The sequence below is a fragment of the Aromatoleum evansii genome, assembly GCF_012910805.1.
GTDB lineage: Bacteria > Pseudomonadota > Gammaproteobacteria > Burkholderiales > Rhodocyclaceae > Aromatoleum > Aromatoleum evansii.
Genome location: NZ_WTVK01000050.1, coordinates 1 through 23,752 on the forward strand (window position 1 = coordinate 1; position 23,752 = coordinate 23,752).

The 23,752-nt window shown below is 66.1% G+C and carries 22 protein-coding genes and 2 tRNA genes; 4 read left to right on the forward strand and 20 right to left on the reverse strand.

Going from position 1 to position 23,752, the window contains the following annotated elements; genetic code table 11:
• The first annotated feature begins 141 nt into the window (after window positions 1-141).
• Complete coding sequence (locus tag GO615_RS20940) at window positions 142-2,091, forward strand: flagellar assembly protein A (RefSeq protein ID WP_246262394.1); 1,950 nt, start codon at window positions 142-144, stop codon at window positions 2,089-2,091.
• 16 nt (window positions 2,092-2,107) lie between these two features.
• Here GO615_RS20940 and GO615_RS20945 read toward each other — a convergent pair whose 3' ends face one another.
• The 20 genes from GO615_RS20945 to ybgC all read right to left on the reverse strand — a co-directional run bounded on the left by GO615_RS20945 (window position 2,108) and on the right by ybgC (window position 20,492).
• Window positions 2,108-3,037 carry a branched-chain amino acid ABC transporter permease gene (locus tag GO615_RS20945; RefSeq protein ID WP_169131688.1) on the reverse strand — a complete coding sequence of 310 codons (930 nt, stop codon included), beginning with the start codon at window positions 3,035-3,037 and terminating at the stop codon, window positions 2,108-2,110.
• Between the two features lie 70 nt (window positions 3,038-3,107).
• On the reverse strand, window positions 3,108-3,992 hold the full coding sequence (locus GO615_RS20950) for a branched-chain amino acid ABC transporter permease (protein WP_169131690.1): 885 nt from the start codon (window positions 3,990-3,992) through the stop codon (window positions 3,108-3,110).
• Window positions 3,993-4,080: 88 nt separating this feature from the next.
• Window positions 4,081-5,298: an ABC transporter substrate-binding protein gene (locus GO615_RS20955; RefSeq protein ID WP_169131692.1), complete on the reverse strand. Its 1,218-nt coding sequence runs from the start codon at window positions 5,296-5,298 to the stop codon at window positions 4,081-4,083.
• Window positions 5,299-5,326: 28 nt separating this feature from the next.
• Window positions 5,327-6,055 carry an ABC transporter ATP-binding protein gene (locus GO615_RS20960; RefSeq protein ID WP_169131694.1) on the reverse strand — a complete coding sequence of 243 codons (729 nt, stop codon included), beginning with the start codon at window positions 6,053-6,055 and terminating at the stop codon, window positions 5,327-5,329.
• Window positions 6,048-6,803, reverse strand: a complete 756-nt coding sequence (locus GO615_RS20965) for an ABC transporter ATP-binding protein (RefSeq protein WP_169131696.1) — start codon at window positions 6,801-6,803, stop codon at window positions 6,048-6,050. The genes GO615_RS20960 and GO615_RS20965 overlap by 8 nt, the downstream gene beginning before the upstream one ends.
• Window positions 6,804-7,117: 314 nt before the next feature.
• Window positions 7,118-8,758, reverse strand: coding sequence for an AMP-binding protein (locus GO615_RS20970; RefSeq protein ID WP_169131698.1), 1,641 nt, complete (start codon window positions 8,756-8,758; stop codon window positions 7,118-7,120).
• Between the two features lie 186 nt (window positions 8,759-8,944).
• Window positions 8,945-10,606 (reverse strand): putative bifunctional diguanylate cyclase/phosphodiesterase, encoded by a 1,662-nt coding sequence (locus GO615_RS20975; protein ID WP_169131700.1) that lies wholly within the window; start codon window positions 10,604-10,606, stop codon window positions 8,945-8,947.
• A gap of 146 nt (window positions 10,607-10,752) precedes the next feature.
• A tRNA-Lys gene (locus GO615_RS20980) sits at window positions 10,753-10,828 on the reverse strand.
• Window positions 10,829-10,860: 32 nt separating this feature from the next.
• A tRNA-Lys gene (locus tag GO615_RS20985) sits at window positions 10,861-10,936 on the reverse strand.
• A 68-nt stretch (window positions 10,937-11,004) separates the two neighbouring features.
• Window positions 11,005-11,991, reverse strand: a complete 987-nt coding sequence (locus GO615_RS20990) for a response regulator (RefSeq protein WP_169131702.1) — start codon at window positions 11,989-11,991, stop codon at window positions 11,005-11,007.
• Window positions 11,992-12,009: 18 nt separating this feature from the next.
• Window positions 12,010-13,809: an ATP-binding protein gene (locus tag GO615_RS20995; RefSeq protein ID WP_169131704.1), complete on the reverse strand. Its 1,800-nt coding sequence runs from the start codon at window positions 13,807-13,809 to the stop codon at window positions 12,010-12,012.
• Window positions 13,810-13,988: 179 nt separating this feature from the next.
• Window positions 13,989-14,672: a 7-cyano-7-deazaguanine synthase QueC gene (gene queC, locus GO615_RS21000; protein WP_169131706.1), complete on the reverse strand. Its 684-nt coding sequence runs from the start codon at window positions 14,670-14,672 to the stop codon at window positions 13,989-13,991.
• 50 nt (window positions 14,673-14,722) lie between these two features.
• Window positions 14,723-15,385, reverse strand: a complete 663-nt coding sequence (queE, locus tag GO615_RS21005; RefSeq protein WP_169131708.1) for a 7-carboxy-7-deazaguanine synthase QueE — start codon at window positions 15,383-15,385, stop codon at window positions 14,723-14,725.
• Between the two features lie 7 nt (window positions 15,386-15,392).
• Entirely contained in the window at window positions 15,393-16,121 is a 729-nt protein-coding gene (gene ybgF, locus GO615_RS21010; RefSeq protein ID WP_169131710.1) for a tol-pal system protein YbgF, read from the reverse strand.
• Window positions 16,121-16,654, reverse strand: coding sequence for a peptidoglycan-associated lipoprotein Pal (pal, locus tag GO615_RS21015; RefSeq protein ID WP_169131712.1), 534 nt, complete (start codon window positions 16,652-16,654; stop codon window positions 16,121-16,123). The genes ybgF and pal overlap by 1 nt, the downstream gene beginning before the upstream one ends.
• A gap of 47 nt (window positions 16,655-16,701) precedes the next feature.
• Window positions 16,702-17,994 carry a Tol-Pal system beta propeller repeat protein TolB gene (gene tolB / locus GO615_RS21020; RefSeq protein WP_169131714.1) on the reverse strand — a complete coding sequence of 431 codons (1,293 nt, stop codon included), beginning with the start codon at window positions 17,992-17,994 and terminating at the stop codon, window positions 16,702-16,704.
• Between the two features lie 84 nt (window positions 17,995-18,078).
• A complete protein-coding gene (locus tag GO615_RS21025) occupies window positions 18,079-18,951 on the reverse strand; it encodes an energy transducer TonB (protein WP_169131716.1) in 873 nt (290 codons plus the stop codon).
• Window positions 18,951-19,358 (reverse strand): protein TolR, encoded by a 408-nt coding sequence (gene tolR, locus GO615_RS21030; RefSeq protein WP_169131718.1) that lies wholly within the window; start codon window positions 19,356-19,358, stop codon window positions 18,951-18,953. Before tolR ends, GO615_RS21025 begins: the two co-directional genes overlap by 1 nt.
• A gap of 16 nt (window positions 19,359-19,374) precedes the next feature.
• Complete coding sequence (gene tolQ, locus GO615_RS21035) at window positions 19,375-20,049, reverse strand: protein TolQ (RefSeq protein WP_169131720.1); 675 nt, start codon at window positions 20,047-20,049, stop codon at window positions 19,375-19,377.
• A complete protein-coding gene (gene ybgC / locus GO615_RS21040; RefSeq protein WP_281358738.1) occupies window positions 20,046-20,492 on the reverse strand; it encodes a tol-pal system-associated acyl-CoA thioesterase in 447 nt (148 codons plus the stop codon). The genes tolQ and ybgC overlap by 4 nt, the downstream gene beginning before the upstream one ends.
• 170 nt (window positions 20,493-20,662) lie before the next feature.
• Between ybgC and GO615_RS21045 the strand changes: the two genes are divergently transcribed.
• Genes GO615_RS21045 through hslU form a run of 3 tightly spaced genes read left to right on the forward strand, consistent with a single transcriptional unit; the run spans window position 20,663 to window position 23,749 of the window.
• Entirely contained in the window at window positions 20,663-21,844 is a 1,182-nt protein-coding gene (locus GO615_RS21045) for an STAS domain-containing protein (protein ID WP_169131722.1), read from the forward strand.
• Between the two features lie 37 nt (window positions 21,845-21,881).
• The gene (gene hslV, locus GO615_RS21050) at window positions 21,882-22,421 is read left to right on the forward strand and encodes an ATP-dependent protease subunit HslV (RefSeq protein WP_169131724.1); all 540 of its coding nucleotides are present in this window, start codon (window positions 21,882-21,884) and stop codon (window positions 22,419-22,421) included.
• Entirely contained in the window at window positions 22,418-23,749 is a 1,332-nt protein-coding gene (hslU, locus tag GO615_RS21055) for an ATP-dependent protease ATPase subunit HslU (protein WP_169131726.1), read from the forward strand. The genes hslV and hslU overlap by 4 nt, the downstream gene beginning before the upstream one ends.
• The last annotated feature ends 3 nt before the right edge of the window (window positions 23,750-23,752 follow it).

Below are 23,752 nucleotides of genomic sequence, written 5' to 3' on the forward strand. Positions count from 1 at the left end.
GGCGGGCGCGGTTGGTCGCGCGCAAGCTTACCGCAGTCGTGGCGGCTGCGCCCAACGGTGCCCGCACGCGGAGCGCCCATGCGGGGCGCGGACGGGTAAGATGAAAACAAATGTTGCGGGCAAGGGGACGGAATGGTTGCCATGGTGGCCGATGCTCTGAGCGATGGGGACGATCCCCTGCCGGATTTCATCGTCCGCGACGAGGGCGGGCTGTGGGTTGAGCTGTCGCGCCTGGGAGGATCCGCCGAGTTCCGCGCGTGGGTCGATCAGACATTCATCCGCGGCGTCTGTTTCCGCGGGCTCGATTACGCCGCCTTCCAGCATTTGGCCTTCGACTGCGAGGCAGGGCGCGCGGATGATGAAGCCCGGGCATGCGTGGCCGCGGGACGGCCGTCGCGCGTGCGTTTCTCCTCGGGCATGAGCCATGTGCTGCCGGTGCGCATTCCCCTGTATCGCGGCCTGAAGATTTCCGGCGCGCGTGCCGAATATCTGTTCGAGCCGGTGAGCATCGAGTGCACGGTGCCGCGTACCGCCGAGGGCGGCGGGGCGGGGGGGCAGGAATTCGACACGGTCGCTCAGAAAACCCGGCTCGATTTCGACGAGTTCGTCGCGCAGGCGTGGCTCAAGGGGCTGCGCTGCGGCATCGACGAGGCGGTTGTCCGCGATGCGATCGGGAACGAGCGGACGGGCAGGATCGTCATCGCCCACGCGGTACCGCCGGGTGTCGGCCGCGACGCGGGGGTCGAGGAGCTGTCGAGTGGCCTGCATCGGGATGACGCCCCGGGATTGCTGCCGGACGGACGTGTCGACCTCGCCCGCTTTCGCAACCGCTTTCCGCAGATCCGCGCGGGCGAGAAGCTGTTGCGCAAGCTGCCGCTCGTGCTCGGTGCGCCGGGCCGCGAACTCGACGGCCGGGCAGTGGCGCCCGCGCTGCCGAAGGATATCGACTTTGCCGCGCTCGCCGGCACGGGGACGCGCGTCGAAAACGACGCGGAGGGCGAGTTTCTCGTCGCGACGATCGACGGCTTCCTCGACATCGACGAGGCTTCGAGCAAGGTTTCGGTCACCGAGAAGATCGTCAATCGTGCCGGCGTGAGCCTGCGCACGACGGGCGACCTCGTGCTGATGGGCGACGATTACGAGGAGCATGGCGAGATCCAGGAAGGTCGTGTGGTCGAGGGGCTCAACGTGACGACCTTCGCCGACGTGTTCGGCAAGATCGTGTCGCGCGGGGGCACGGTCGCGCTGAAGAAGAACCTGAGTGGCGGGGCGATCGTGAATCCGGGCGGGCAGGTCGCCGTCGAGGGCCGTGCAAGCGGCGCGACGATCCTCGCGCCGGATGGTGAAGTGACGCTGCAGTATGCCGAGAACAGCCTGATCGTGGGGCGTCGCGTCGTCGTGCGGGAACGGGCCATCGGTTGCGACATCCTCGCGGACGAGCTGGACATCGCCCTCGTGGAGGCGTCCGTGCTGGCGGGGCGCACGGTTGCCGTTGCGCAGGTGCGTCCGCACGGGCCGGCCGAGACCGTCGTGTCCGTCCTGCTGCCGCCCGAGGATTCGCAGGGCGAGTTGGTCCGGGCGGCGCACGCGCAGCTCGCAGAGCTGCAGGCGGTCGACGAGCAGGCCAGGCAGATCATGGAGGCCCTGCGCGCACGCCCCGGGGTGGGCAATTACCTGACGGTCGCCGCCAGGGTGCAGCGACAGGAGATTGTCTTGAACGCCGAGCAGCAGGCGGCCTTCCACAAGCTGCGCGACAGTGTGATGCCGGTGCTGAAGGCGATGGCGCAGGTGTCGGAACAGGGCAAGGCGCGTGCGGCTCATCGCGAGAAACTGCTGGCGGCGATTGCCGGGGTGGAAGCGGCGCGGCAGGCGGCGGTCGCTTCGATCCACTGCAGCGTGGCGGACATCGGGGGCGAGCTGATCGTGCACGCGCGGCATCTGGCGGCCGATGCGAAGCCGCCGCAGGGGCTCGCACCGGGCGAGCTGAGGGCCTTCCTGCGGGCGACGCCGGGCGGGACCCGTCCGCTGTTTGCCGGCAGCGGCGGCAGCTTCGACTGGAGTCCGGCCGGGAGCTCAGGCGAGCAGGGTTGAACTCCCGGTGTCGTTGTCAGGGGCGGATGCCCGAACGCTTGATCAGCAGTGCGACTTCGCCGACGACGCCGCGGCGGAAGGCGAGCACGCACACGACGAAGATCACGCCGGTCAGCACGGTGACCCACTGGCCCAGTTCCGCGCCGTAGTTCTGCAGGCTGACGACGATGGTCGCGCCGACGATGGGGCCGAACACGGTGCCCACGCCGCCCAGCAGGGTCATCAGCACGACTTCGCCGGACATGTGCCAGTGCACGTCGGTGAGGGAGGCGAGCTGGAACACCAGCGTCTTGGTCGCGCCGGCGAGGCCCGCGAGCGCGGCCGAGAGCACGAAGGCGAGCAGCTTGTAGCGATCGACGTCGTAGCCGAGCGAGATCGCGCGTGGCTCGTTTTCGCGGATCGCCTTCAGCACCTGGCCGAAGGGCGAGTCGATCGCGCGGTCGATGACCCAGAAACCGAACAGGAACACGGCGAGCACGAAGAAATACATGTTCATCGTGTCGGCGAGATCGATGAGGCCGAACAGGCGGCCGCGCGGAATGCCCTGCATGCCGTCCTCGCCGCCGGTGAAGGGGAACTGCAGCGCGAGGAAGAACACCAGTTGCGCGAGCGCGAGCGTGATCATCGCGAAGTAGATGCCGGCGCGGCGGATCGCGAGGCTGCCGAAGATGAAGCCCAGCACGGCAGCGCCGGCGCTGCCGGCCAGCAGGCCCAGTTCCGGCGACAGGCCGAGCCCCTGCATCGCGTAGCCGCAGATGTAGCCGGCGGAACCGAGGAAGGCCGCGTGGCCGAAGGACAGCAGGCCGGTGTAGCCGAGCAGCAGGTTGAAGGCGCAGGCGAACAGCGCGAAGCACAGGATCTTCATCACCAGCACCGGGTAGACGACGAAGGGCGCGACCAGCCCGATCAGGAGCAGGACGATCCAGCCGATGTGTTTGCCGTTCATGATGCGATTCCCGGTGCGGAGGCGCCGTGGGGCGCGGGGGGCAAGGCTGTGGGGTGGCGCGGCATGGCGCTCATCGCTCCCGTCCGAACAGTCCGGCCGGCCGCAGTAGCAGCACGATGCCCATGATGACGAAGATCACCACCGCGGAAGCTTCCGGATAGAACACCTTGGTCAGACCTTCGATCAGGCCGAGGCCGAGGCCGGTGACGATCGAACCCATGATCGAGCCCATGCCGCCGATGACGACGACGGCGAACACGACGATGATGAGGTTGGAGCCCATCACCGGGTTCACCTGCAGCACCGGCGCTGCCAGCACGCCGGCGAAGGCCGCGAGCGCGACGCCGAAGCCGTAGGTGAGCGTGATCATCAGCGGCACGTTGATGCCGAAGGCCTGCAGCAGCTGCGGGTTTTCGGTGCCTGCGCGCAGGTAGGATCCGAGCTTCGTGCGCTCGATGATGAACCAGCTGCCGAAGCACACGACCAGCGACACCGCGATGACCCAGGCGCGGTATTTCGGCAGGAACATGAAGCCGAGGTTGAAGCCGCCCGCGAGCAGCTCGGGGACCGGGTAGCTTTCGCCCGAAATGCCGAAGCGGTAGCGGAACAGCCCTTCGATGATCAGCGCGAGGCCGAAGGTGAGCAGCAGGCCGTACAGGTGGTCCAGCTTGTACAGATGCTTGAGCATGGTGCGTTCGATCAGCATGCCGAACGCCCCGACGACGACGGGGACGGCGATCAGCGCGACCCAGTAGTTGAGCCCGAGCCAGTTCAGGCCGATCCACGCGCAGAAGGCCCCCATCATGTACAGCGCACCGTGCGCGAAGTTGATGATGTTGAGCAGGCCGAAGATGATCGCCAGCCCGAGGCTGAGGATCGCGTAGAACGAGCCGTTGATGAGCCCGATCAGCAGCTGCCCCATCAGGGCCTGGATCGGAATGCCGAAGATGTCCATGGTCTCGCGCTCGGATGTCGGTGCCGGCCGCGAGGTGGTGCGCGTGCGTGCTGCTCACCACCTCACGGTCATGGCCGGGCTGGCGTGCCTACTTCTTGACCAGCGGGCACTTGCTCTCGGCCAGCGGGATGAAGGCGTCCTCGCCCTTGATGACTTCGCGGATGTGGTAGTAGTCCCACGGATACTTGGACTCGGACGGCTTCTTCACCTGCGCGAGGTACATGTCATGCACCATGCGGCCGTCGGCGCGCACCTTGCCGTTCTTGGCGAAGAAGTCGTTCACCGGCATCTCGCGCATCTTCGCCATCACCGCCTTGGCCTCGTCGGTGCCGGCGGCCTTCACGGCCTTCAGGTAGTGATAGACGGACGAGTAGTTGCCGGCCTGAACCATCGTCGGCATGCGCTTCATCTTCTCGAAGTAGCGCTTCGACCACGTGCGCGTCTCGTCGTTGTAGTCCCAGTAGAAGCCCGTCGTCAGGTACATCCCCGCCGTGGCCTCGAGACCGAGGCTATGCACGTCGGAAATGAACATCAGCAGGCCGGCGAGCGACTGCTTGGGCGTGATGCCGAACTCCTTGGCCTGCTTGATCGAGTTGATCGTGTCCGCGCCCGCGTTGGCCAGCCCGATCACCTGCGCGCCCGAGGCCTGCGCGCTGAGCAGGAAGGACGAGAAGTCGCTGCCCGGGAAGGGGTGGCGAACGCTGCCCAGCACCTTGCCGCCGCTCTTGGTGACCACCTCCGAGGTGTTCTTCTCGAGCGAATGGCCAAAGGCGTAGTCGGCGGTGATGAAGTACCAGTTCTTGCCGCCCTGCTTGACGACCGCCTTCGCGGTGCCGACCGGCAGCGAGTAGGTGTCGTAGGTCCAGTGCACGGTGGTGTCGTTGCACTGCTCGTTGGTGATCGGCGTCGAGCCCGCGCCCGACACGAGCGAGATGCGGTTCTTCTCGTTGGCGACCTTCATCACCGCGAGCGCGGTCGAGGTCGTCACGAGGTCGACGATGGTGTCGACCTTCTGCGTGTCGAACCACTCGCGTGCCTTGTTGGCCGAGATGTCGGCCTTGTTCTGGTGGTCGGCGGAGATGACCTCGATCTTGAAGTCGGGTTTTTCCTTCGCGATGAAATCCTCGACCGCCATTTTCGTCGCCTCCACCGTGCCGGGGCCGGCGAGGTCGGAGTAGGTGCCCGACATGTCGGTGAGCACGCCCAGCTTCACCGCACCGTCGCTGACGGTGGTAGCGGCCTGCGTGAATGCCGGTGCGAACGCGACGGCAGCGGCCACTGCCGAACCCAGAATCTTGCGCTTCATCCTCTCTCTCCTCCTCGTGTGCCGGGGCTCAGACGCCCAGCAGTTTTTGCAGCAGGGGCATCTTCGAATCGAGCTCGTCCTTGCTCACCATCTCGACGATGCGACCGTGTTCGATCACGTAGTGGCGGTCCGCGAGCGGCGCCGCAAAGCGGAAATTCTGTTCGACCAGGATGATGGTCAGGCCCTTCTCCTTGAGCTGCGCGATGACGCGGCCAAGCGCCTGCACGATCACCGGCGCGAGGCCCTCGGTGATCTCGTCGAGCAGCAGCAGGCGCGCGCCGGTGCGCAGGATGCGCGCCATCGCCAGCATCTGCTGCTCGCCCCCCGAGAGCCGGCTGCCGGGGCTGTTGCGCCGCTCCTTCAGGTTGGGGAACATCTCGTAGATCTCGTCGAGCGACATCCCGGTGCTGTTCACCGCGGGCGGCAACAACAGGTTCTCCTCGGTCGAGAGGCTCGCGTAGATGCCGCGCTCCTCGGGGCAGTAGCCGATGCCCAGGTGCGCGATGCGGTGCGTCGGCAGGTCGATGACCTGGCGGCCGTTGATCATGATCGAGCCGCTGCGGCGGCCGACCAGGCCCAGGATGGCCTTCAGCGTCGTCGTGCGGCCGGCACCGTTGCGCCCCAGCAGCGTCACCAGCTCGCCGCGGTTCACCTGGAAGTCGATGCCGTGCAGGATGTGCGACTCGCCGTAGAACGCGTGCAGGTCGTTCACCCGCAGCATCTCGGAATCGGGCGTGAATGCGCTCGCTTTAGCCATGTGCGGTACCCATGTAGGCTTCCAGCACGCGCGCATCGGCCGAGACGACGTCGTAAGGCCCCTCGGCGAGCACGGCGCCGCGCTGCAGGACGGTGATCGTGTCGCAGATGTGCGAGACCACGCCGAGGTTGTGCTCGACCATCAGCACCGTGCGGTTGGCCGCGACGCGCTTGATCAGGTCGGCCACGCGCCCGACGTCCTCATGGCCCATGCCCTGGGTCGGCTCGTCGAGCAGCATCAGCTCGGGTTCCAGCGCCAGGGTCGTCGCGATCTCCAGTGCGCGCTTGCGTCCGTAGGGTAGCTCCACCGTTACCGTGTCGGCGAAGGTCTGCAGGTCGACCGACTCGAGCAGTTCCATCGCGCGCCCGTTCAGGACGTCGAGGCTGCGCGCGGAGCGCCAGAAATGGAAGCTCGTGCCGAGCTTGCGCTGCAGCGCCACGCGCACGTTCTCGAGCACCGACAGGTGCGGGAACACCGCAGAGATCTGGAAGGAGCGCACGACCCCGCGGCGCGCGATCTGCGCGGACTTCTCGGGGGTGATGTCGATGCCGTTGAAACGGATCGTGCCGCGGGTGGGTGTGAGGAACTTGGTCAGCAGGTTGAAGACCGTCGTCTTGCCCGCGCCGTTGGGGCCGATCAGGGCATGGATCGTGCCGCGCTGCACCTGGAGGTTGACCTTGTCGACCGCGACGAAGCCCTTGAACTCCTTCGTGAGGTCGGTCGTTTGAAGGATGTAGTCCGTGCTCATCGCGTCTTTCAGATCCTGCCTCTCTCTGTGGGTCGAAGCTGAACTGCGCCGGCAGCGGGGTGCCGGTTCAAACACGTTGCGTCGTAGCGGAGCCTGCAAGGACGGCGGTACATGGATTATAAGAATCCATGTTGCAGCGATATGTATCCTTGATCACGGTCGGCACAAGTTAACACCCGTGCCGGGGGGCGTCAATGCATGCCGCCTAGGGGTGAACCCGCATGCCTGCTCGATCCGCACGCGGCGCATGAAGAAAAAGGCCGCCGCTGCTTGCGCAACGGCGGCCTTCGCGGAGACCTGGCGGCAGTCGCGCGTTACTCGATCGCGGACACCGATTTCGCCTGCTCGCGCAGCACGAACTTCTGGATCTTGCCCGTCGAGGTCTTGGGCAGCACGCAGAACTCGACGTACTTCGGCACCTTGTAGCGCGCGAGGTGTTCGCGGCAATGCGCGATGATGTCGTCCGCCGTCACCGCGACGCCTTCCTTGACCTCGACGTAGGCCGCCGGCACCTCGCCCCACTTCGCGTCGGGCTTCGCTACCACCGCCGCCGTCAGCACTGCCGGATGGCGATACAGGACCTCCTCGACCTCCAGCGACGAAATGTTCTCGCCGCCCGAGATGATCACGTCCTTGGAACGGTCCTTGATCTTCACGTAGCCGTCGGGCTGCATCACGCCCAGGTCGCCGGTGTGGAACCAGCCCCCCGCGAAGGCTTCCGCGCTGGCCTTCTCGTTCTTCAGGTAGCCCTTCATGACGAGGTTGCCGCGGAACATCAGCTCGCCCATCGTCTCGCCGTCGGCCGGCACGGGCTCCATCGTCTCGGGGTTGAGCACCGTGATCGCTTCCTGCATGTGGTAGCGCACGCCCTGGCGGCCGTTGCGTTCTGCGCGGTTGGCGATCGGCAGTTCATCCCATTCCGGGTGCTTCGCGCACACCGACGCCGGGCCGTAGGTCTCGGTCAGGCCATACACGTGGGTGATGTCGAAGCCGATACGCTCCATGCCCTCGATGATTGCGGCCGGAGGCGCGGCGCCGGCGATCAGCGCCGACACCTTGTGCTCGATGCCCGCGCGCATGCCTTCTGGCGCATTGATCAGCATGCCGTGCACGATCGGCGCGCCGCAGAAGTGGCTGACCTTGTGCTTGCGGATCAGCTCGCAGATCAGCGCGACGTCGACCTTGCGCAGGCACACGTTGATGCCCGCGTTGGCCGCCATCGTCCACGGGAAGCACCAGCCGTTGCAGTGGAACATCGGCAGCGTCCATAGATACACCGCGTGCTGCGGCATGCCCCAGCTGATGATGTTCGAGGCGGCGTTCAGGTAGGCGCCGCGGTGGTGGTACACGACCCCCTTGGGGTTGCCCGTCGTCCCCGAGGTGTAGTTCAGCGCGATCGCGTCCCACTCGTCCTGCGGCAGGTGCCACTCATAGGCCGGATCGCCGCCGGCGATGAAGTCCTCGTACTCGATCTCGCCGCACCGGTCGGTGCCGGGATACTCGGCATCCAGGGCGTCGATGATGACGGGCTTGGGGCCGTCGAGCAGTTCAAGCGCGCGACGGATCGTCGCGGCGAACTCGGGGTCGGTGATCAGCACCTTCGCCTCGCCGTGCGCCAGCATGAAGGCGATGGCTTCCGGGTCGAGGCGCGTATTCAGCGTGTTGAGCACTGCGCCGGTCATGGGCACGCCGAAGTGCGCTTCGTACATCGCCGGCACGTTGGGCAGCATCACCGCGACGGTGTCGCCGCGTCCCACGCCCTTCTGCACCAGTGCGCTGGCCAGACGGCGGCAGCGTTCGTAGGTCTGTGCCCAGGTGAAGGAGCGGTCGCCGTGGACCACCGAGGTGCGCTGCGGGTACACGTAGGCCGAGCGCTCGAGGTAGCTCAGGGGCGAGAGCGGCACGTAGTTCGCCGCGTTCTTGCCCAGACCTTGGTCATATGGACTGTTCGACACGATTTTCCTCTTTATTGGAGTAGTTGATCGATGACGCCGTTGCCGGCGCCTGTCGGGATGGGCGGCCGTTGCCGGCCGTGGGAGTCCTGATGGCGATGGGCGCCAATGTACCCAAATCCGCTAGACGCACCAAACGCTTCCGGTCTGGAATGTGCGACTGCGGCGCCCTGCGTGCGAAGAAAGTACTCAAGTCCGGCGTTGCGCGAAACGGCGCACGAAGTCTTCGCCCTTCATCGCCTGGCCGTAGAGGTGCCCCTGGAACTCGTCGCAGCCTTCGTTGCGCAGGAATGCGGCCTGGTCCTCGGTCTCCACGCCTTCGGCGATCACCCGCAGCCCCAAAGTGCGCGCGACGCCCAGCACGGTGCGCACGATCGTGTCGTTGCCCTGGTTGCGGCCGATGCCGCTCACGAAGCTGCGGTCGATGTTGAGCTTCGATATCGGCAAGGTCTTGAGGTTTCCGAGCGGCGAAAAGCCCGTCCCGAAACCGTCGATCGACAGCCGGATGCCCATCTGGTCGAGTGCCTCGAGGGCGGGCACGACATAGGCGACGTCGGAGAGCACCGATTCGCGGAACTCGAACTCCAGCGACTGCGGCGAGATCCCGGTCTCGGCCACCAGCGCGGCGACGCTGTCGACGAAGTCGATGCGTTCGAGCTGTCGTGCCGAGATGTTCAGTGACAGCACCGGCGGCGCGACACCGGCTGCCTGCCACGCGACGAACTGCGTGAAGGCACGGCGCATCACCCATTCGCCGAGCGGGTGGATGAGTCCGTTGTCCTCGGCGATCGGCACGAAGCGCTCGGGTTCGACGGCGCCCAGCTCGGGGTCGGTCCAGCGCACCAGCGCCTCGACGCCGAGCACCGAACTGCCCGCGACGTCGAACAGCGGCTGGAAGTGGAGCTCCAGCGCGCCGCTGGCGATGGCGCGGCGCAGTTGCGTCTCGATCGTCGCGCGCTCGTTGGCGAAGGCCGTCATTTCGGCGGAGTAAAAGCGGTAGCCGTGGCGGTCGTGGCTGCGCGCCTGCAGCATCGCCGCATCTGCGGCGGTCGCCAGGTCGTCCAGCGTGTAGCCGTCCATGGGGTAAAGGCTGATGCCGACATTCGCGCCGGCGTAGACGTCGATGCCGTCAACGGTGAGCGGTCGTTCCAGCGCCTTGAGCAACTGGTCGGCCGTCACGCTGGCGTCGCGCGGGCCGTTGATGCCCTCGATCAGCACCAGGAACTCGTTCTCGCCGTAGCGCGCGAGCGTGTCGGTTTCGCGCAAGTGCATTGCGAGCTGCTCGGAAGCGGCGACGAGGAAGGGATCGTTCGGCACCTTGCCTTGCGGCGTCACCTCGATCATGAGTACCGCGAGCTGGCGCGCATCACGCAGGCTGCGCCGCGCCGCCTGCTCGAAACGGTCGCGCAGCAGCATGCGGTTCGGCAGGCGGGTGAGCGGGTCGTGGTAGGCGAGGTCGCGCAGCTTCTCCTGCTCCGCCATGATCCGGCCGATGTCGGTGAACACGCCGACGTAATGCAGGATCTCGCCGGCGTCGTTGCGCACCGTGCTGATCGACAGCCATTCGGGGTAGATCTCGCCGTTTTTGCGGCGATTCCATATTTCGCCCTGCCAGCGGCCTTCGTCGCGCAGCGCGAGCCACATGCGCGCATAGAACTCGCGCCCGTGGCGCCCCGAGCGGAGCATGGCCGGGGTCCTGCCGAGGACGTCGGCGGCCGGGTATCCGGTCAGTGCGGTGAATGCGTCATTGACCGCCAGGATGCGTCCCTGGGGATCGGTGATCGCGATGCCTTCTGCTGCGTTCTGGAAGACGATGTGGGCAAGCTGCCCGGAGTCCTGAATGGCCGTCATGATCCGCCTCTCGTGCACATCCGGATATTATGCCGAAGCCGGGCTGAACAGGATTTGCTTATCGTCATATGCCCGCATCGCCGGGTGATGCGCGAGGGAGCCGAAAAGCAAAAAGGCCAGCTGCAGGAGCCGGCCTTCTCGGTATCTGGTGGGGGCACTAGGACTCGAACCTAGGACCAATTGATTAAGAGTCAACTGCTCTACCAACTGAGCTATACCCCCCGATGCCATCTGCAGGATGCTCCACCTTGCGGTGGTAGGCCGTGCTGGATTCGAACCAGCGACCAACGGATTAAAAGTCCGCTGCTCTACCAACTGAGCTAACGACCCCCGTGCAGAAGGACCCGAATTCTATGCAAGCGTTCGAGGTCCGTCAAGCAATTGTGACAGAAATTACTTCAGCCCGCTCCGAAGAGGCGGCGGAACCCTGCGCCGAGGGACGCCATGAAGCCTCCGCCCTTGGCCGCAGCGGCGGTTTCGGCCTGCGGTGCAGCCCGCTCGACATCGGAAATCAGGGACTCCATGGCGCCGGCCGAGGTGGTCTCCACCGCGTGGCGGAAGGTCAACGCCGGGTCGCTGACGAGCGCGCCGTGCTTGCGCAGCGCCGACTGCAGCACGAGCTTCAGGTATCCCGTGCGGATGGGCTTGGGAACGAAGCGATAGATCTGGCCCTGGTTGATCAGTGTCGTGATGGTGTCGGCGTCGCTCTCGCCGGTGAGCATCACGGTAACGATCTCCGGGTGCTTGCTCTTCATCAGGCGCACGAGGCGTGTCGCATCGATGGTGCCGACGCGCGTCTCGGAAATGATCACCGACACGTCCTCGTTGTTGAGGATGCCCACCGCGTCGGCAAGGTTGCGTGTGTACGAGACTTTTGCGCTGGCGCCGACGAGGTCGGCAACGGCGCGCCCCATCTCGGGGTCGTCGTCGATGACGAGGATGCGTTCGCCGTTGGCGATGATGGGTGCATCCTCGGGGATCTCGGCGGCCGGTGTCTCGACGGGCTGGGTCTTGGCGATCGTGATCGCCTGGGCGACCACCTTGGGCAGTTCCGAGATGTTCCACGGCTTGTTGATGAAGCGGAATACCTCGCTCTCGTTCACCGAGCGCACGATCGCCTGCATGTCCGAGTAGCCGGTCAGCAGGATGCGCATCGTGCGCGGCGAGAGCTTGCGCACTTCGCGCAGGACCTCGACGCCGGTCATCACCGGCATGCGCTGGTCGCTGATGACGACGTCGAAGTCGTGCTGTTTGACGAGCTCGAGCGCCTCGGCGCCACTGGTTGCGGTGAACACCTCGAACTGCTTCTGCAGCAGCCACTGGAGCGAGCGGACGATGCCCGGTTCGTCGTCGACGCAGAGTACCTTGCCGGCCAGTCGTGTCATGGGTTTCTCCTGCCTGTGTCAGGCGGCCTGCGCCAGAGGTGCCTCTTGGCGCACCGGCAAGGTGACGGTGAAGGTCGTGCCGACACCGATGCGCGTGCTGACGGTGATGTCGCCGCCGTGTTCGGTGACGATGTTACGCGCAATCGCGAGGCCGAGTCCGGTGCCTTCGCCGGCGGGCTTGGTCGTGTAATAGAGGTCGAAGATGTGCGGCAGCACATCGTCGGGGATGCCGCGGCCGTTGTCCTGGACCTCGACGTGGACCTGGTCGCCTTCCGCGAAGCTGCGGATGCGGATGCGCCCCGGGCCTTCGATCGCCTGGGCGGCGTTGTTGATGAGGTTCAGGAATACCTGGTTGAGCTGCGAAGGATTGCATTCCACGCTGGGCAGCTGGCCGTACTCCTCGACGAGTTCGATGTTCTTCGGGAGCACCGTCTGTGCGATGTAGGCGACCGTGTGCAGTGCCTTGTTGAGGTCGGCGTTGGTTGTCGCCGCCCGGTCGAGGCGGGTGAAGTCGCGCAGGTTCACGACCAGTTCGGACATCTGGTCGATGCCGCCGAGCACGTCCTTGAGCATCTCCTGCAGCATGGTGACGTCGACATTGCCCTCCTGCAGCTTATCGAGGTTTGCCTTGAGCTGCGACACCTTGATCGTGACCTTGTCGCCGTCGACGTCCTCGAGGATGGAGGAGAGCCTGCCGGCGACCTTCATCGGCAGTTCCATGCTCTGCAGCGCGTCCTTGACCATCAGGATGTTGTTCTGCGAGAACGCGAGCGGGGTGTTGAGCTGGTGCGCGACGCCGGCGACCATCTGGCCGAGCGAGGCCATCTTTTCCGACTGCGCGAGCTGTTGGTGCGCGTGGGCGCGGTCGGCTTCCTGCTGCTGGATGATCTTTTCGGCGCGCCGCACGATTACGAGCAGCGCCGCGAAGAGCAGCAGGAGAAGGCCTGCGATCGTTGCGAGCTGGCGATAGGACGTGGCGTCGACTGCGTCCTGGTTGGCCGCCGCGGCTTCGCCGAGCTTCTTCTGGTTATCGGTCGCGGTGCTGCGGATCTGTCCCGAGGTCTGCTGGATCTGCTTCAGGAAGGGCGTCACGTCGGAGTAAACCTCGAACACGCCGACGATGCGCGAGGAGCCGGGCTCCAGCACCGGGAGGTAGCTGCCGATCAGGTCGCGGTTCTCGACGACGCCCTCGAAGGCGCTGAACTTGCCGCGGTGGGTGAGCTCGCTCTTGGGCACGCCGTCGAAGGCCGCGCTGCGCCAGCCGGCGTTGAAGCTCTTGTCCTCGCCGATCTGGGCGTGCTCGGACGAATACACGGTGATTCCGCGCAGGTCGAACACCTTGATCTTGAACACGGTGCTCTTCTTCATCGAGTCGAACACCTTGGCGTCGATCGCCTTGAAGCCGGGCAGGGCCATGATGCGCTTGCCGATATCGGCGAAGCAGGCCTTCTTCTCGGGCGGGGCGGCTTTCTTGCCCTTGTCGTCGGTGACGTCGGCAATCGCCTGGCAGCCCGTGACGTCGATGGCCTGGACCTGCGCGACGAAAGGCGCGAAGTCACGCTCCCAGAGGGCGTTGGCGAAAAGGCGGGTGAGGTTGACGTTGCCCGCCTCGTGAATCGTCAGCAGGTCGCGCCGCGCGGCGTCTTCCTGCTGCTTGGCGAAGGATTGCTGCACATCGCCGAAGAACGCCAGCTGCTCGTCGTTCGTCTGCTTGTAGAACTGGCTTTGTTCGCGCTCGAAGTAGATCAGGCTCAGTGCGACGAGGCCGAACATGCCGAGGCTGGCAAGCGTGAAGTACCGAACTAACCTGAAACGCATCGAAAGATCCCCCGAAAGGCGGCACCGCCCATGGGGGAGATGTTACGAAACCTTTCAGCGAGCAGGGCTGACCTAGATCAAAGGGTGCAGGATGCAACAGAGCAGTATCCTTCAAATCCTCGGTTAGGACGAAGGAATAAATTCACGTCATCGGAAGAACCACCCTGAACACCCGGGTCTCAGGCGTAGCGCGTGGGGTCGGGAAGTCCCGCAGCCTCGAATCCGGCGCGCCGCAGGCGGCACGCGTCGCACCTGCCGCAGGCATGGCCGGCGTCGTCGGCCTGGTAGCACGACACTGTCTGGCTGTAATCGACGCCCAGTGCGCTCCCGCGGTGGATGATGTCGGCCTTGGACAGTGAGATCAGCGGGGCGTGGATCCTGAGGCGTGCACCTTCAATGCCGACCTTGGTCGCGAGGTTCGCCATCGTTTCGAAGGCGGCGATGAATTCGGGGCGGCAATCCGGATAGCCGGAATAGTCGACCGCATTGACGCCGACGAAGATGTCGTTCGCGCCGAGTACCTCGGCCCAGGCGAGCGCGATCGACAGCATCACGGTGTTGCGCGCGGGGACGTAGGTCACGGGGATGCCGGCAGTGCTGCCTTCGACGGGCACGGGGATCTTTTCGTCCGTCAGGGCCGAGCCGCCGAACTGGCCCAGTTCCACGCTCGCGACGCGATGCTCGCGCGCCCCCAGCGATGCGGCGACGCGGCGAGCGGCCGCGAGTTCGGCGGCGTGGCGCTGGCCGTAGGCGACCGAAAGCGCATAGGTCTCGAAGCCCATGTCGCGCGCGATCGCGAGGCAGGTGGCGGAATCCAGTCCGCCGGACAGCAGGATGACTGCGCGCTTGGGGTGGTCGATCATGGCGATGGGCTCAGGGGATGGCGAATGCTGAAAGGCGCGGCCCGGGGGGCTCAGCGTCCCCGGGCGTCGTTCCACAGGATCTTGTGCAGCTGGAGCTGGAAGCGCACCGGCAGGCGGTCGCGCACGATCCATTCGGCGAGCAGGGTGGGGTCGAGTCTGCCCTGCACCGGCGAGAGCAGCACGGTGCAGCGTTCGGCGAGACGGTGCAGTGCGATCTGCGCCTTGGCCCAGGCGTAATCGGCTTCGTCGGCGAGGACGATCTTGATCTCGTCGTGCGCGGCGAGGTGGGCGAGGTTCTCCCAGCGGTTGCGCGCAACCTCGCCCGAGCCCGGGGCCTTGAGGTCCATGATGCGCGACACGCGCGGGTCGACGGCGGCGATGTCGAGCGCGCCGCTCGTTTCCAGCGACACCGAGAAGCCGGCGTCGCTCAATGCCGTGAGCAGGGCGAGGCAGGATTTCTGCGCCAGCGGCTCGCCGCCGGTGACGCACACGTGCCGTATGCCGTGCGCGGCGACCGCGTCGCACACGTCGGCGATGCTGCGGTTTTCGCCGCCCTGGAAGGCGTATTCCGTGTCGCACCAGCTGCAGCGCAGCGGGCAGCCGGTCAGGCGCACGAAGACCGTGGGCAGGCCGACGCGTGTCGACTCGCCCTGGATCGAAGCGAATATTTCAGTGATCCGCAGCCTGGGGCTCGCGGTTTCGGACTGCGTCATGCGGAGTTCAGGGTTTGCGCGCGAGGCGCTGCTTGGCCGCCTTGCCTGCCGAGCTGTCGGGGAAGCGCTCGACGAGCTTCTTCAATGTTTCCTGCGACGATTTGGCGTCACCCAGGGCCTGCTGGCAGTTGGCGATGCCGAGCATGGCGTCGGGGGCGACGGGGTCGTTCGGCCAGTTCGTCAGCACGCTCTTGAAGTAGTTGTTGGCGACGGCGACGTCCTTCGCCTGCAGTGCGGCATTCCCCGCCCAGAAGTGCGCGCCGGGCTGCACGGCGCTGCGCGGGTAGTGCTTGATGAACTGGTCGAAGGCGGTCTGCGCTTCCTTGTACTTGCCGTCCTTGAGCAGGTTCAGGGCGGCTTCGTAGTCGCGCGACTCGGCGGCAGGGTCGACCGCGGGGGCTTCCGCAGCGGCGGCCACGGGTGCGGACTCGAGCTTGCGCACGCGGTTGTCGAGATCGACGTAGAAGTCTCGCTGGCGCTGCTTCAGCGATTCGATCTCGTGCAGGAGGACTTCGAGTTGTCCCTGCAGTTTCGATACTTCGGTGCGGAGCAGCTCGTTCTGGTTCGCCAGTTCGAGCTGCCCGCGACTGCTGGCCTCCAGCCGTTCGATGCGGGGGGTGAGGTCGGTGCGCAAGTTGGTGATTGCGCGCCGCGCCTCCTCGTCGTCGAACAGCGCGTATGACGGCGCGACGTGCGACAGGGCGGCAACGACAGCGAGCGGCAGGAGGCGCTTCATCAGAATTCGCCCGAGTAGAGCATGTCACCGCGACGGTTCTGCGCGAAGCAGGCTTCCGTCGCTTCCGTGCAGCGCGGCTTTTCCTCGCCCAGGCTGACGGACTCGATCTGCGTCTCCTTGGCGCCGAGCAGGCTCAGGGCCTTGCGCACGGCGTCGGCACGCTTCTGGCCGAGGGCGAGGTTGTACTCGCGGCTGCCGCGCTCGTCGGCGTTGCCCTGGATGAGCATCTTCATCTGCGGGTTCTGCACGAGGAACTTGGCGTGCGCCTCGACCAGCGGGCGGGCATCGTCGCGGATCACGTAGCTGTCGAAGTCGAACATCACGCTGCGCTTGGACAGGATGTTGTTCGGGTCGGTCAGCGCGGCGATGCCGGAGCCGGACGCGCTCGGGGCGGTCACGGTGGCGACGCCGGAGCCGGCGCCCTTGCTGCGGTCGTCGACGGCTGCGCCGCCGGCGGGCTGGTCGAAGGTGCCGGTGCTGCTGCACGCGGCGAGAAGGGTTGCCAGGATGGCGGGGACGAGCACTTTTTTCATGGGGTTTCCTGATCTAGTCGAACAGTGTTGCTTTTTGCGGGAGGGAGTTACCGGACCTGCGGGCCCCAGGAGGGCTCGCGGACGTCGGCAGCCTGCACCGACAGGCGCTGCTTCACCCGGCCGTCGGACGAAACGGCCGCAAGCACTCCCCGCCCGCCGGTTTCGGTGGCGTAGAGGATCATGCGGCCGTTGGGCGCGAAGCTGGGCGACTCGTCACGCGCCGAGTCGGTGAGGATCGTGGTCTGGCGGGTGGCGAGGTCCATGATGGCCACCTGGAAGCGTCCACTGTTGCGCGTGATGAAGGCGAGGCTCGTGCCGTCGGCCGAGGGGCGCGGGGTCACGTTGTAGCTGCCATCGAAGCTCACGCGCTGGGCGCTGCCGCCGCTTGCGGAGGTACGGTAGATCTGCGGGCTGCCGCCGCGATCGGAAGTGAAGTAGATCCACTCGCCGTCGGGCGACCATGCGGGTTCGGTGTCGATGCCGGGCGAAGTGGCGAGGCGGCGCACGCCGGAGCCGTCGGCATTGAGGACGTAGAGCTGCGACTGGCCGTCCTTGGTGAGCACGACGGCGAGGCGCTGGCCGTCCGGTGCCCAAGCGGGGGCGGAGTTGGAGCCCTTGAAGTTGGCGACCACCTGGCGCTGGCCGGTGGCCAGCGTATGCACGTACACGACCGGCTTCTTGGCCTCGAACGAGACGTAGGCGATGCGCTGGCCGTCCGGCGCCCAGGCGGGCGAGATGATGGGTTCGCGCGAGGCCAGGGCGGTCGCGGCGTTCATGCCGTCGGCGTCGGCGATCTGCAGTTCGTAGCGCGGGGCAGCCGTCGGGCCGCTCTTGACGACGTAGGCGATGCGGGTCGAGAAGTAGCCGGGCTGGCCGGTGAGCTTCTCGTACACGAAGTCGGCGATCTTGTGGCCGATGGCGCGGTTCTGGGCCGGTGCCATGCGCATCGACAGCCCGCCCAGTTCGGTCTGCTTCTGCGTGTCGAAGAGACGGAAGCGAACTTCGAAGCGGCCGTCGCCCTGCTGGTAGATGCTGCCGGTGAGCACGGCGTCCGCGCCACGGCCGCGGATCGAGGCCATGTCGGGCGCGGCGGTGACGGGCAGCGCGGCGATGCCCATGTCGACGAGGCTGAAGAGGCCGCTGCGCTCGAGGTCGGCGCGCACGACGTCGGTGACGCCGCGGGGCAAGGTGCCTTCGTTTTCGAACACGGGGATCGCGACCGGGAAGCGGCTTGCGCCGGCCCCCGTGATCTCGATCGACAGCTGCGCATGCGCGACGGCGCTGACGACGGTCAGCGCAGCAGCGATGAGCAGGCGGTAGGTGGAGATGAGTTTTCTCATGGCTGGGGCTTGCCTAAAGCGAAAGTATAACGAATGGAGTCGATCACGATGCGTAAAGATCGAAACTGTTTCGAATTGGTTCCCTTATTCTTCGAGCGGGCGGAAGCGCAGTTCGAGCGTGCGCTCGAACATGCCCGGGTCCTTGGGCAGCGGCAGCGGGCTCGAGCGACGGATCGCGCGCTCGATGGCGTCGTCTAGGGACGGGATTCCCGATGAGCGCTTCAGGCGGATCGCGAGCACTTCGCCGCTCGGGAGCTGGTCGACCTCGAATACGGCCTCGGGGTTGCCGCTCAGGCCCGGCGGGCGCAGCAGGTTGCCGCGCACCTTGGTGCGAATGGCATTCTGGTAGGCGTCGCCGACCTCCTTCGTGCGCGCAGCCGAGGCGCGCGCCGCGTCATCGCGCATCATGCGCTCGAGATCCGAGCGGGCGCGCGTCTGTGCCGCTTCCTGCGCGAGCTTCTGCGCAAGGTAATCGTCCTTCGGTGGTGTGATCGGCTTGGGCTCGGGCTTCGCTTCCGGTTTCTTCGGTTCCGGCTTCGGCTCGGGCTTCTTGGGCTCGGGCTTGGGTTCCGGCTTTTTCGGTTCCGGCTCGGGTTTGGGCGGTTTCTTGACCTCCGGGGCCTTGGTTGCGATGTCCGGCTTCGGCTCCGGTTTCGGCTCGGGTTTGGGTTCCGGCTTCGGCTCGGGTTTGGGTTCCGGCTTCGGCTGGGGCTTGGGCGGCTCGGGTTTGGGTTCCGGCTTCGGTTCGGGTTTGGGCTCCGGCTGCGACACGGGGGGCGGTGCCGGCTGGGATGGCGGTGCGACGAGCTCGACCTCGAGCGCCGCGGGCGGGCTGCTTTGCCAGCGGATGCCGAAGATCAGAAAGGCGGCGAGGCCCAGGTGAACGACGACCGTCAGCGCCATCGAGGCCCACTTGCCGGGCTCGTCGCGCTGCAGGTCAAGGTGCGTGTCTTTCATCAGCTGCTGCCGGCCTTCGTCTGCAGTCCGACTTTCTGGATGCCGGCCTGGCGCAGGCCGTTGAGCGTATCCATCACTTTTTCGTAGGAGACGCGTTTGTCGGCGGCGATCACGACAGATTGCTGCGGATTGCGTTCAAGCGCGCTGCGCAGCTCGCGCAGGAGCTCGGCGCTGCTCAGGTTGCGTTCGGTCGAGCCGCTCGTGATCTTGAGGGCGAGCGAGCCGTCCTGCTTGACCACGACGAGCATCGCTTCGGCGGGTGGTTGCGGCACGCCGCCCACGGTGGGGAGCTCGACGTTGCCGGTCTGGATCATCGGTGCCGTGACCATGAAGATCACGAGCAGCACCAGCATCACGTCGATGTAGGGCACGACGTTGATCTGGTTCATCAGGCGACGTTGGCGCATCGGTGTGTCCTCCCGCTCAGCGCAACTGGCGCTGCAGGATGTTCGAGAACTCTTCCATGAAGCTCTCGAAGCGGATGCTGATGCGGTCGATGTCGTGCGCGAAGCGGTTGTACGCGACCACCGCGGGGATCGCGGCGAAGAGGCCGATCGCGGTGGCGACGAGCGCCTCCGCAATGCCCGGCGCGACGTTCGCCAGCGTCGCGGAGCTGACGTTCGACAGGCCGCGGAAGGCGTTCATGATGCCCCACACGGTGCCGAACAGGCCGATGTACGGGGACACCGAACCGACCGAGGCGAGGAAGGCGAGGTGTGCCTCGAGGTCGTCGACCTCGCGCTGGTAGGTCGCACGCATCGCGCGCCGTGCGCCGTCGATGATCGAGGCGTTGTCGTGGCTCTTGCTGCGCAGCTTGGTGAATTCGCGGTAGCCCGACTCGAAGATGCGCTCCATGCCGCCGGTTTCGTGGCGCGCGGCGGCGGCCGACTGGAACAGCGAGTTGAGGTCGCCGCCGCTCCAGAAGTCGCGCTCGAAGCCGTTGGTCTTGCTGCGCGCGGAGCGGATCTGGAATGACTTGCGGAAGATCCAGTACCAGGAAACGAGCGACAGGCCTGCGAGCAGGGCCATGACGATCTGGACCAGGACGCTGGCCTGGCTGATGAGGCTGATGATCGAGAGATCGTGGGAGACGGTCATGCTTGTACGAGTTTTTCCAGTTTTGTGCGCATGTCTGCGGGGAGCGGGGTTGGGCGTTTGCGGTCGAGGTCGACACAGGCGATGACGAAGCGGCCGCGAAACAGGACTTCGTCGCCGCGCATCACCTTCTGCACGAACACCATGCTGGCGCCGCGCAGCGTTTCGACCCCGGTCGTGACGTGTAACGCATCATCGAGCATTCCTGCTGACAGATAATCGCCGGCGACGGAGCGGACGACGAAGCCGATGCGCTGTTCGGTCAGCAGGGCCTGCTGTTCGAAGCCTGCCGCGCGCAGCCATTCGGTGCGCGCGCGCTCGCAGTAACGCAGGTAGTTGGCGTAGTAGATGACTCCGGCGGCGTCAGTGTCCTCGTAATACACGCGGACAGGCAGTGAAAATACGTGGTTTTCGCCGGAGATCGACGACGGGCAAGGTGTGTGCATCGCAACATTCTAGCCGACGGTGCGCTGTCTGTTACATCTGCGGCGCCGGTACTGTTTTGCAAAAGGTAAGGTGCGGACGGCCGCGTCGCGACTGGGGCGCAAGAGGTGCGCCCGAAATGCTATCCTTCCGCATCCCCGACTAGTCCATCTCCGTTCGCACAGGTCGTAACGTGGTTCTTCCATTCTTCGGCAAGAAGCCCGCTCCCGGCACTCAGCCGTCAGGTGCGTCGCCCGGCGCGGCGCCGTCATCCGCGGCGCCCCAGGTGGAGCCGCCCGAGTTGTCCAAGCTGGATTTCTCGGTCGGCGACCCGACGCACGCCCTGGCGCATTGCGCCGGGCAGGTCGAGGTGCAGGAGATGGGGGCCGGCATCGGTGCCGCCTACGAGGAAGCAGCCGTGCTGTACGCGAACGGGAATACGGTGGAGGCGGAGGCGGCCCTCAATGCGGTGCTGGACGGTCAGGGCGGCCATGCGGGCGAAGGCCTGTGGATGATGCTGCTGGACCTGTACCGCCTGACCGGGCAGCGCCAGCGGTTCGAGGCTCGGGTGCTGGATTACGCGACGCGTTTCGAGAGGTCGCCCCCGCCATGGACGGACCTGTCGAGTGCGCAGGAGCACGTGCGCTCGAACGCGGCACCGATGGTGAACATGTCGGGCAGCCTGTCCGGGCAGGCCGCGAACCAGTTCCAGCAGATCGCCGTCATCGGCAAGAAGAGCGGCGCCATCCGCATCGATCTGGGGCGCCTGCGCTCGGTCGATGAAAACGGCTGCACGCTGTTCCGCAACGTGCTGCGCGAGCTCGCGGGAGAGCGGGTGAAGGTCTCGCTGCTGAACTGCGGCCAGCTCGCGGAGATGCTGGCGGGGCAGGTGCGCACGGGCGAGCCGAGCGGGCGCGATATCTGGCTGCTGCTGCTGGAGATGTTGCAGCACACCGGCGAGCAGGAGCGGTTCGAGAACCTGGCGGTGGATTACGCGATCACCTTCGAGGAGTCGCCGCCGTCCTGGGAGGCGCGGGCCGCTCAGGCGGCCTCGACGACGGCGGTCCAGGAGGTTGCGCTCGATCTGGACGCGCCGGCCAACAACGATTTCGTGCTCGACGGCGAGATCACCAGTGCGGCGGTGGAGAAGATCCGCAAGCTGGCTGCGCACGCGAGCAGCCAGCAGAGCGTGGAAGTCGACTGCGGTCAGCTGCGTCGTATCGATTTCGTCAGCGCCGGCACGCTTTTCAACATTCTTGCAACGCTGCAGGCGCAGGGTAAGACGGTCGTGTTGCGCAATGTGAACGCGATGGTTGCGGCGCTGCTGCGGGTGATGGGCGTCGATCAGGTCGCGGTGGTGCTGCTGCGCAGCTGACCGCTTCGCCATCCCCCTCCGATTCGAGGAATATCCAATGGAACAGTATCACGGCACCACGATCCTCTCGGTGCGCCGCGGCAATCGTGTCGCGCTGGGAGGCGACGGCCAGGTCACGCTGGGCAACATCGTCATCAAGGCGACCGCCCGCAAGGTGCGGCCGATCTATCAGGGCAAGATCCTCGCGGGTTTCGCGGGCGGCACGGCCGACGCGTTCACGCTGATCGAGCGCTTCGAGGCGAAGCTGGAGAAGCATCAGGGCAACCTGCTGCGCAGCGCGGTGGAGCTCGCCAAGGATTGGCGCACTGACCGCGTGCTGCGGCGCCTGGAGGCGATGCTGGCGGTGGCGGACCGCGACAATTCGCTGGTCATCACCGGCAACGGCGACGTGCTGGAGCCCGAGCAGGGGATCGTGGCGATCGGCAGCGGCGGCGCCTATGCGCAGTCGGCGGCGCGCGCGCTGCTGGAAAATACCGAGCTTGCGCCCGAGGAGATCGTGAAGAAGTCACTGCAGATCGCGGGCGATCTGTGCATTTATACCAATCAGAGCCACGTGATCGAGGTGATCGAGGGATGACGCAGATGACGCCGCCGGAGATCGTCTCCGAACTCGACAAGCACATCGTCGGACAGGGCAAGGCCAAGAAGGCCGTTGCAATCGCGCTGCGCAACCGCTGGCGGCGTGCGCAGGTGGAGGAGCCGCTGCGCAGCGAGATCACGCCCAAGAACATTCTCATGATCGGGCCGACGGGTGTCGGCAAGACCGAGATCGCGCGCCGGCTCGCACGCCTGGCGAATGCGCCCTTCATCAAGATCGAGGCGACGAAGTTCACGGAAGTGGGCTATGTCGGGCGCGATGTCGAGACGATCATCCGTGATCTGGTGGAGATCGCGATCAAGGACGGACGCGAGCGGGCGATGAAGACGGTGCGCGACCGGGCGATGGATGCGGCCGAAGACCGTGTGCTCGACGCGTTGCTGCCGCCGGCGCGCCCGGTCGGCTTCGCGGCCGATCCGGAGCCGCAGGACACGGCGACGCGGCAGAAATTCCGCAAGAAGCTGCGCGAGGGCGAGCTCGACGACAAGGAGATCGAGATCGAGGTCGCCGCGCATGCGATGACCGCGGAGATCTTCGCGCCTCCGGGCATGGAGGAGCTCACGCAGCAGATCCAGGGCATGTTCCAGAACCTGGGCGGCGGCAAGAAGAAGCTGCGCAAGATGAAGATCGGCGAGGCGCTGAAGGCCTTGGCCGACGAGGAAGCCGTGCGCCTGATCAACGACGAGGAAGTGAAGGCGGAGGCGATCCGCGCGGTGGAGCAGAACGGCATCGTGTTCCTCGACGAGATCGACAAGATCGCCGCGCGTTCGGACGTGCAGGGTGCCGACGTGTCGCGCCAGGGCGTGCAGCGCGACCTGCTGCCGCTCGTGGAGGGCACGACGGTGTCGACCAAGTACGGCATGATCAAGACCGATCATGTGCTGTTCATCGCCAGCGGTGCGTTCCACCTGTCCAAGCCGAGCGACCTGATCCCCGAGCTGCAGGGGCGTTTCCCGATCAGGGTGGAGCTGGAGAGCCTGTCGGTGGAGGATTTCGTGCGCATCCTCACGCAGACGGATGCCTGTCTGGTGCGCCAGTACCAGGCCCTGCTCGCGACCGAGGGGGTGGCGCTGGAGTTCGTCGATGCGGGCATCCGCCGCCTCGCCGAGATCGCCTTCCAGGTGAACGAGAAGACCGAGAACATCGGTGCGCGGCGCCTGTACACGGTGATGGAGAAGCTGCTCGAGGAGATTTCCTTCGAGGCCGGCAAGAGCGGTGTCGACAAGCTGGTGATCGACGCGGCCTACGTCGATGGGCGGCTCGATGTGTTCGCCCAGCGCGAGGACCTCGCGCGTTACGTCCTGTGAGGT

What these genes read in the sequence shown, in the direction of transcription:
- tolB (WP_169131714.1), bottom strand. Translation starts at nt 17,994, where the DNA reads ATGAGAAAACTCATCTCCACCTACCGCCTGCTCATCGCTGCTGCGCTG.
- GO615_RS20965 (WP_169131696.1), bottom strand. Translation starts at nt 6,803, where the DNA reads ATGAGCACGGACTACATCCTTCAAACGACCGACCTCACGAAGGAGTTC.
- tolQ (WP_169131720.1), bottom strand. Translation starts at nt 20,049, where the DNA reads ATGACCGTCTCCCACGATCTCTCGATCATCAGCCTCATCAGCCAGGCC.
- GO615_RS20990 (WP_169131702.1), bottom strand. Translation starts at nt 11,991, where the DNA reads ATGACACGACTGGCCGGCAAGGTACTCTGCGTCGACGACGAACCGGGC.
- GO615_RS20950 (WP_169131690.1), bottom strand. Translation starts at nt 3,992, where the DNA reads ATGGACATCTTCGGCATTCCGATCCAGGCCCTGATGGGGCAGCTGCTG.
- GO615_RS20945 (WP_169131688.1), bottom strand. Translation starts at nt 3,037, where the DNA reads ATGAACGGCAAACACATCGGCTGGATCGTCCTGCTCCTGATCGGGCTG.
- ybgC (WP_281358738.1), bottom strand. Translation starts at nt 20,492, where the DNA reads ATGCACACACCTTGCCCGTCGTCGATCTCCGGCGAAAACCACGTATTT.
- pal (WP_169131712.1), bottom strand. Translation starts at nt 16,654, where the DNA reads ATGAAAAAAGTGCTCGTCCCCGCCATCCTGGCAACCCTTCTCGCCGCG.
- queC (WP_169131706.1), bottom strand. Translation starts at nt 14,672, where the DNA reads ATGATCGACCACCCCAAGCGCGCAGTCATCCTGCTGTCCGGCGGACTG.
- ybgF (WP_169131710.1), bottom strand. Translation starts at nt 16,121, where the DNA reads ATGAAGCGCCTCCTGCCGCTCGCTGTCGTTGCCGCCCTGTCGCACGTC.
- GO615_RS21025 (WP_169131716.1), bottom strand. Translation starts at nt 18,951, where the DNA reads ATGAAAGACACGCACCTTGACCTGCAGCGCGACGAGCCCGGCAAGTGG.
- GO615_RS20940 (WP_246262394.1), top strand. Translation starts at nt 142, where the DNA reads ATGGTGGCCGATGCTCTGAGCGATGGGGACGATCCCCTGCCGGATTTC.
- GO615_RS20960 (WP_169131694.1), bottom strand. Translation starts at nt 6,055, where the DNA reads ATGGCTAAAGCGAGCGCATTCACGCCCGATTCCGAGATGCTGCGGGTG.
- hslU (WP_169131726.1), top strand. Translation starts at nt 22,418, where the DNA reads ATGACGCAGATGACGCCGCCGGAGATCGTCTCCGAACTCGACAAGCAC.
- GO615_RS20975 (WP_169131700.1), bottom strand. Translation starts at nt 10,606, where the DNA reads ATGACGGCCATTCAGGACTCCGGGCAGCTTGCCCACATCGTCTTCCAG.
- GO615_RS20995 (WP_169131704.1), bottom strand. Translation starts at nt 13,809, where the DNA reads ATGCGTTTCAGGTTAGTTCGGTACTTCACGCTTGCCAGCCTCGGCATG.
- hslV (WP_169131724.1), top strand. Translation starts at nt 21,882, where the DNA reads ATGGAACAGTATCACGGCACCACGATCCTCTCGGTGCGCCGCGGCAAT.
- tolR (WP_169131718.1), bottom strand. Translation starts at nt 19,358, where the DNA reads ATGCGCCAACGTCGCCTGATGAACCAGATCAACGTCGTGCCCTACATC.
- GO615_RS20955 (WP_169131692.1), bottom strand. Translation starts at nt 5,298, where the DNA reads ATGAAGCGCAAGATTCTGGGTTCGGCAGTGGCCGCTGCCGTCGCGTTC.
- queE (WP_169131708.1), bottom strand. Translation starts at nt 15,385, where the DNA reads ATGACGCAGTCCGAAACCGCGAGCCCCAGGCTGCGGATCACTGAAATA.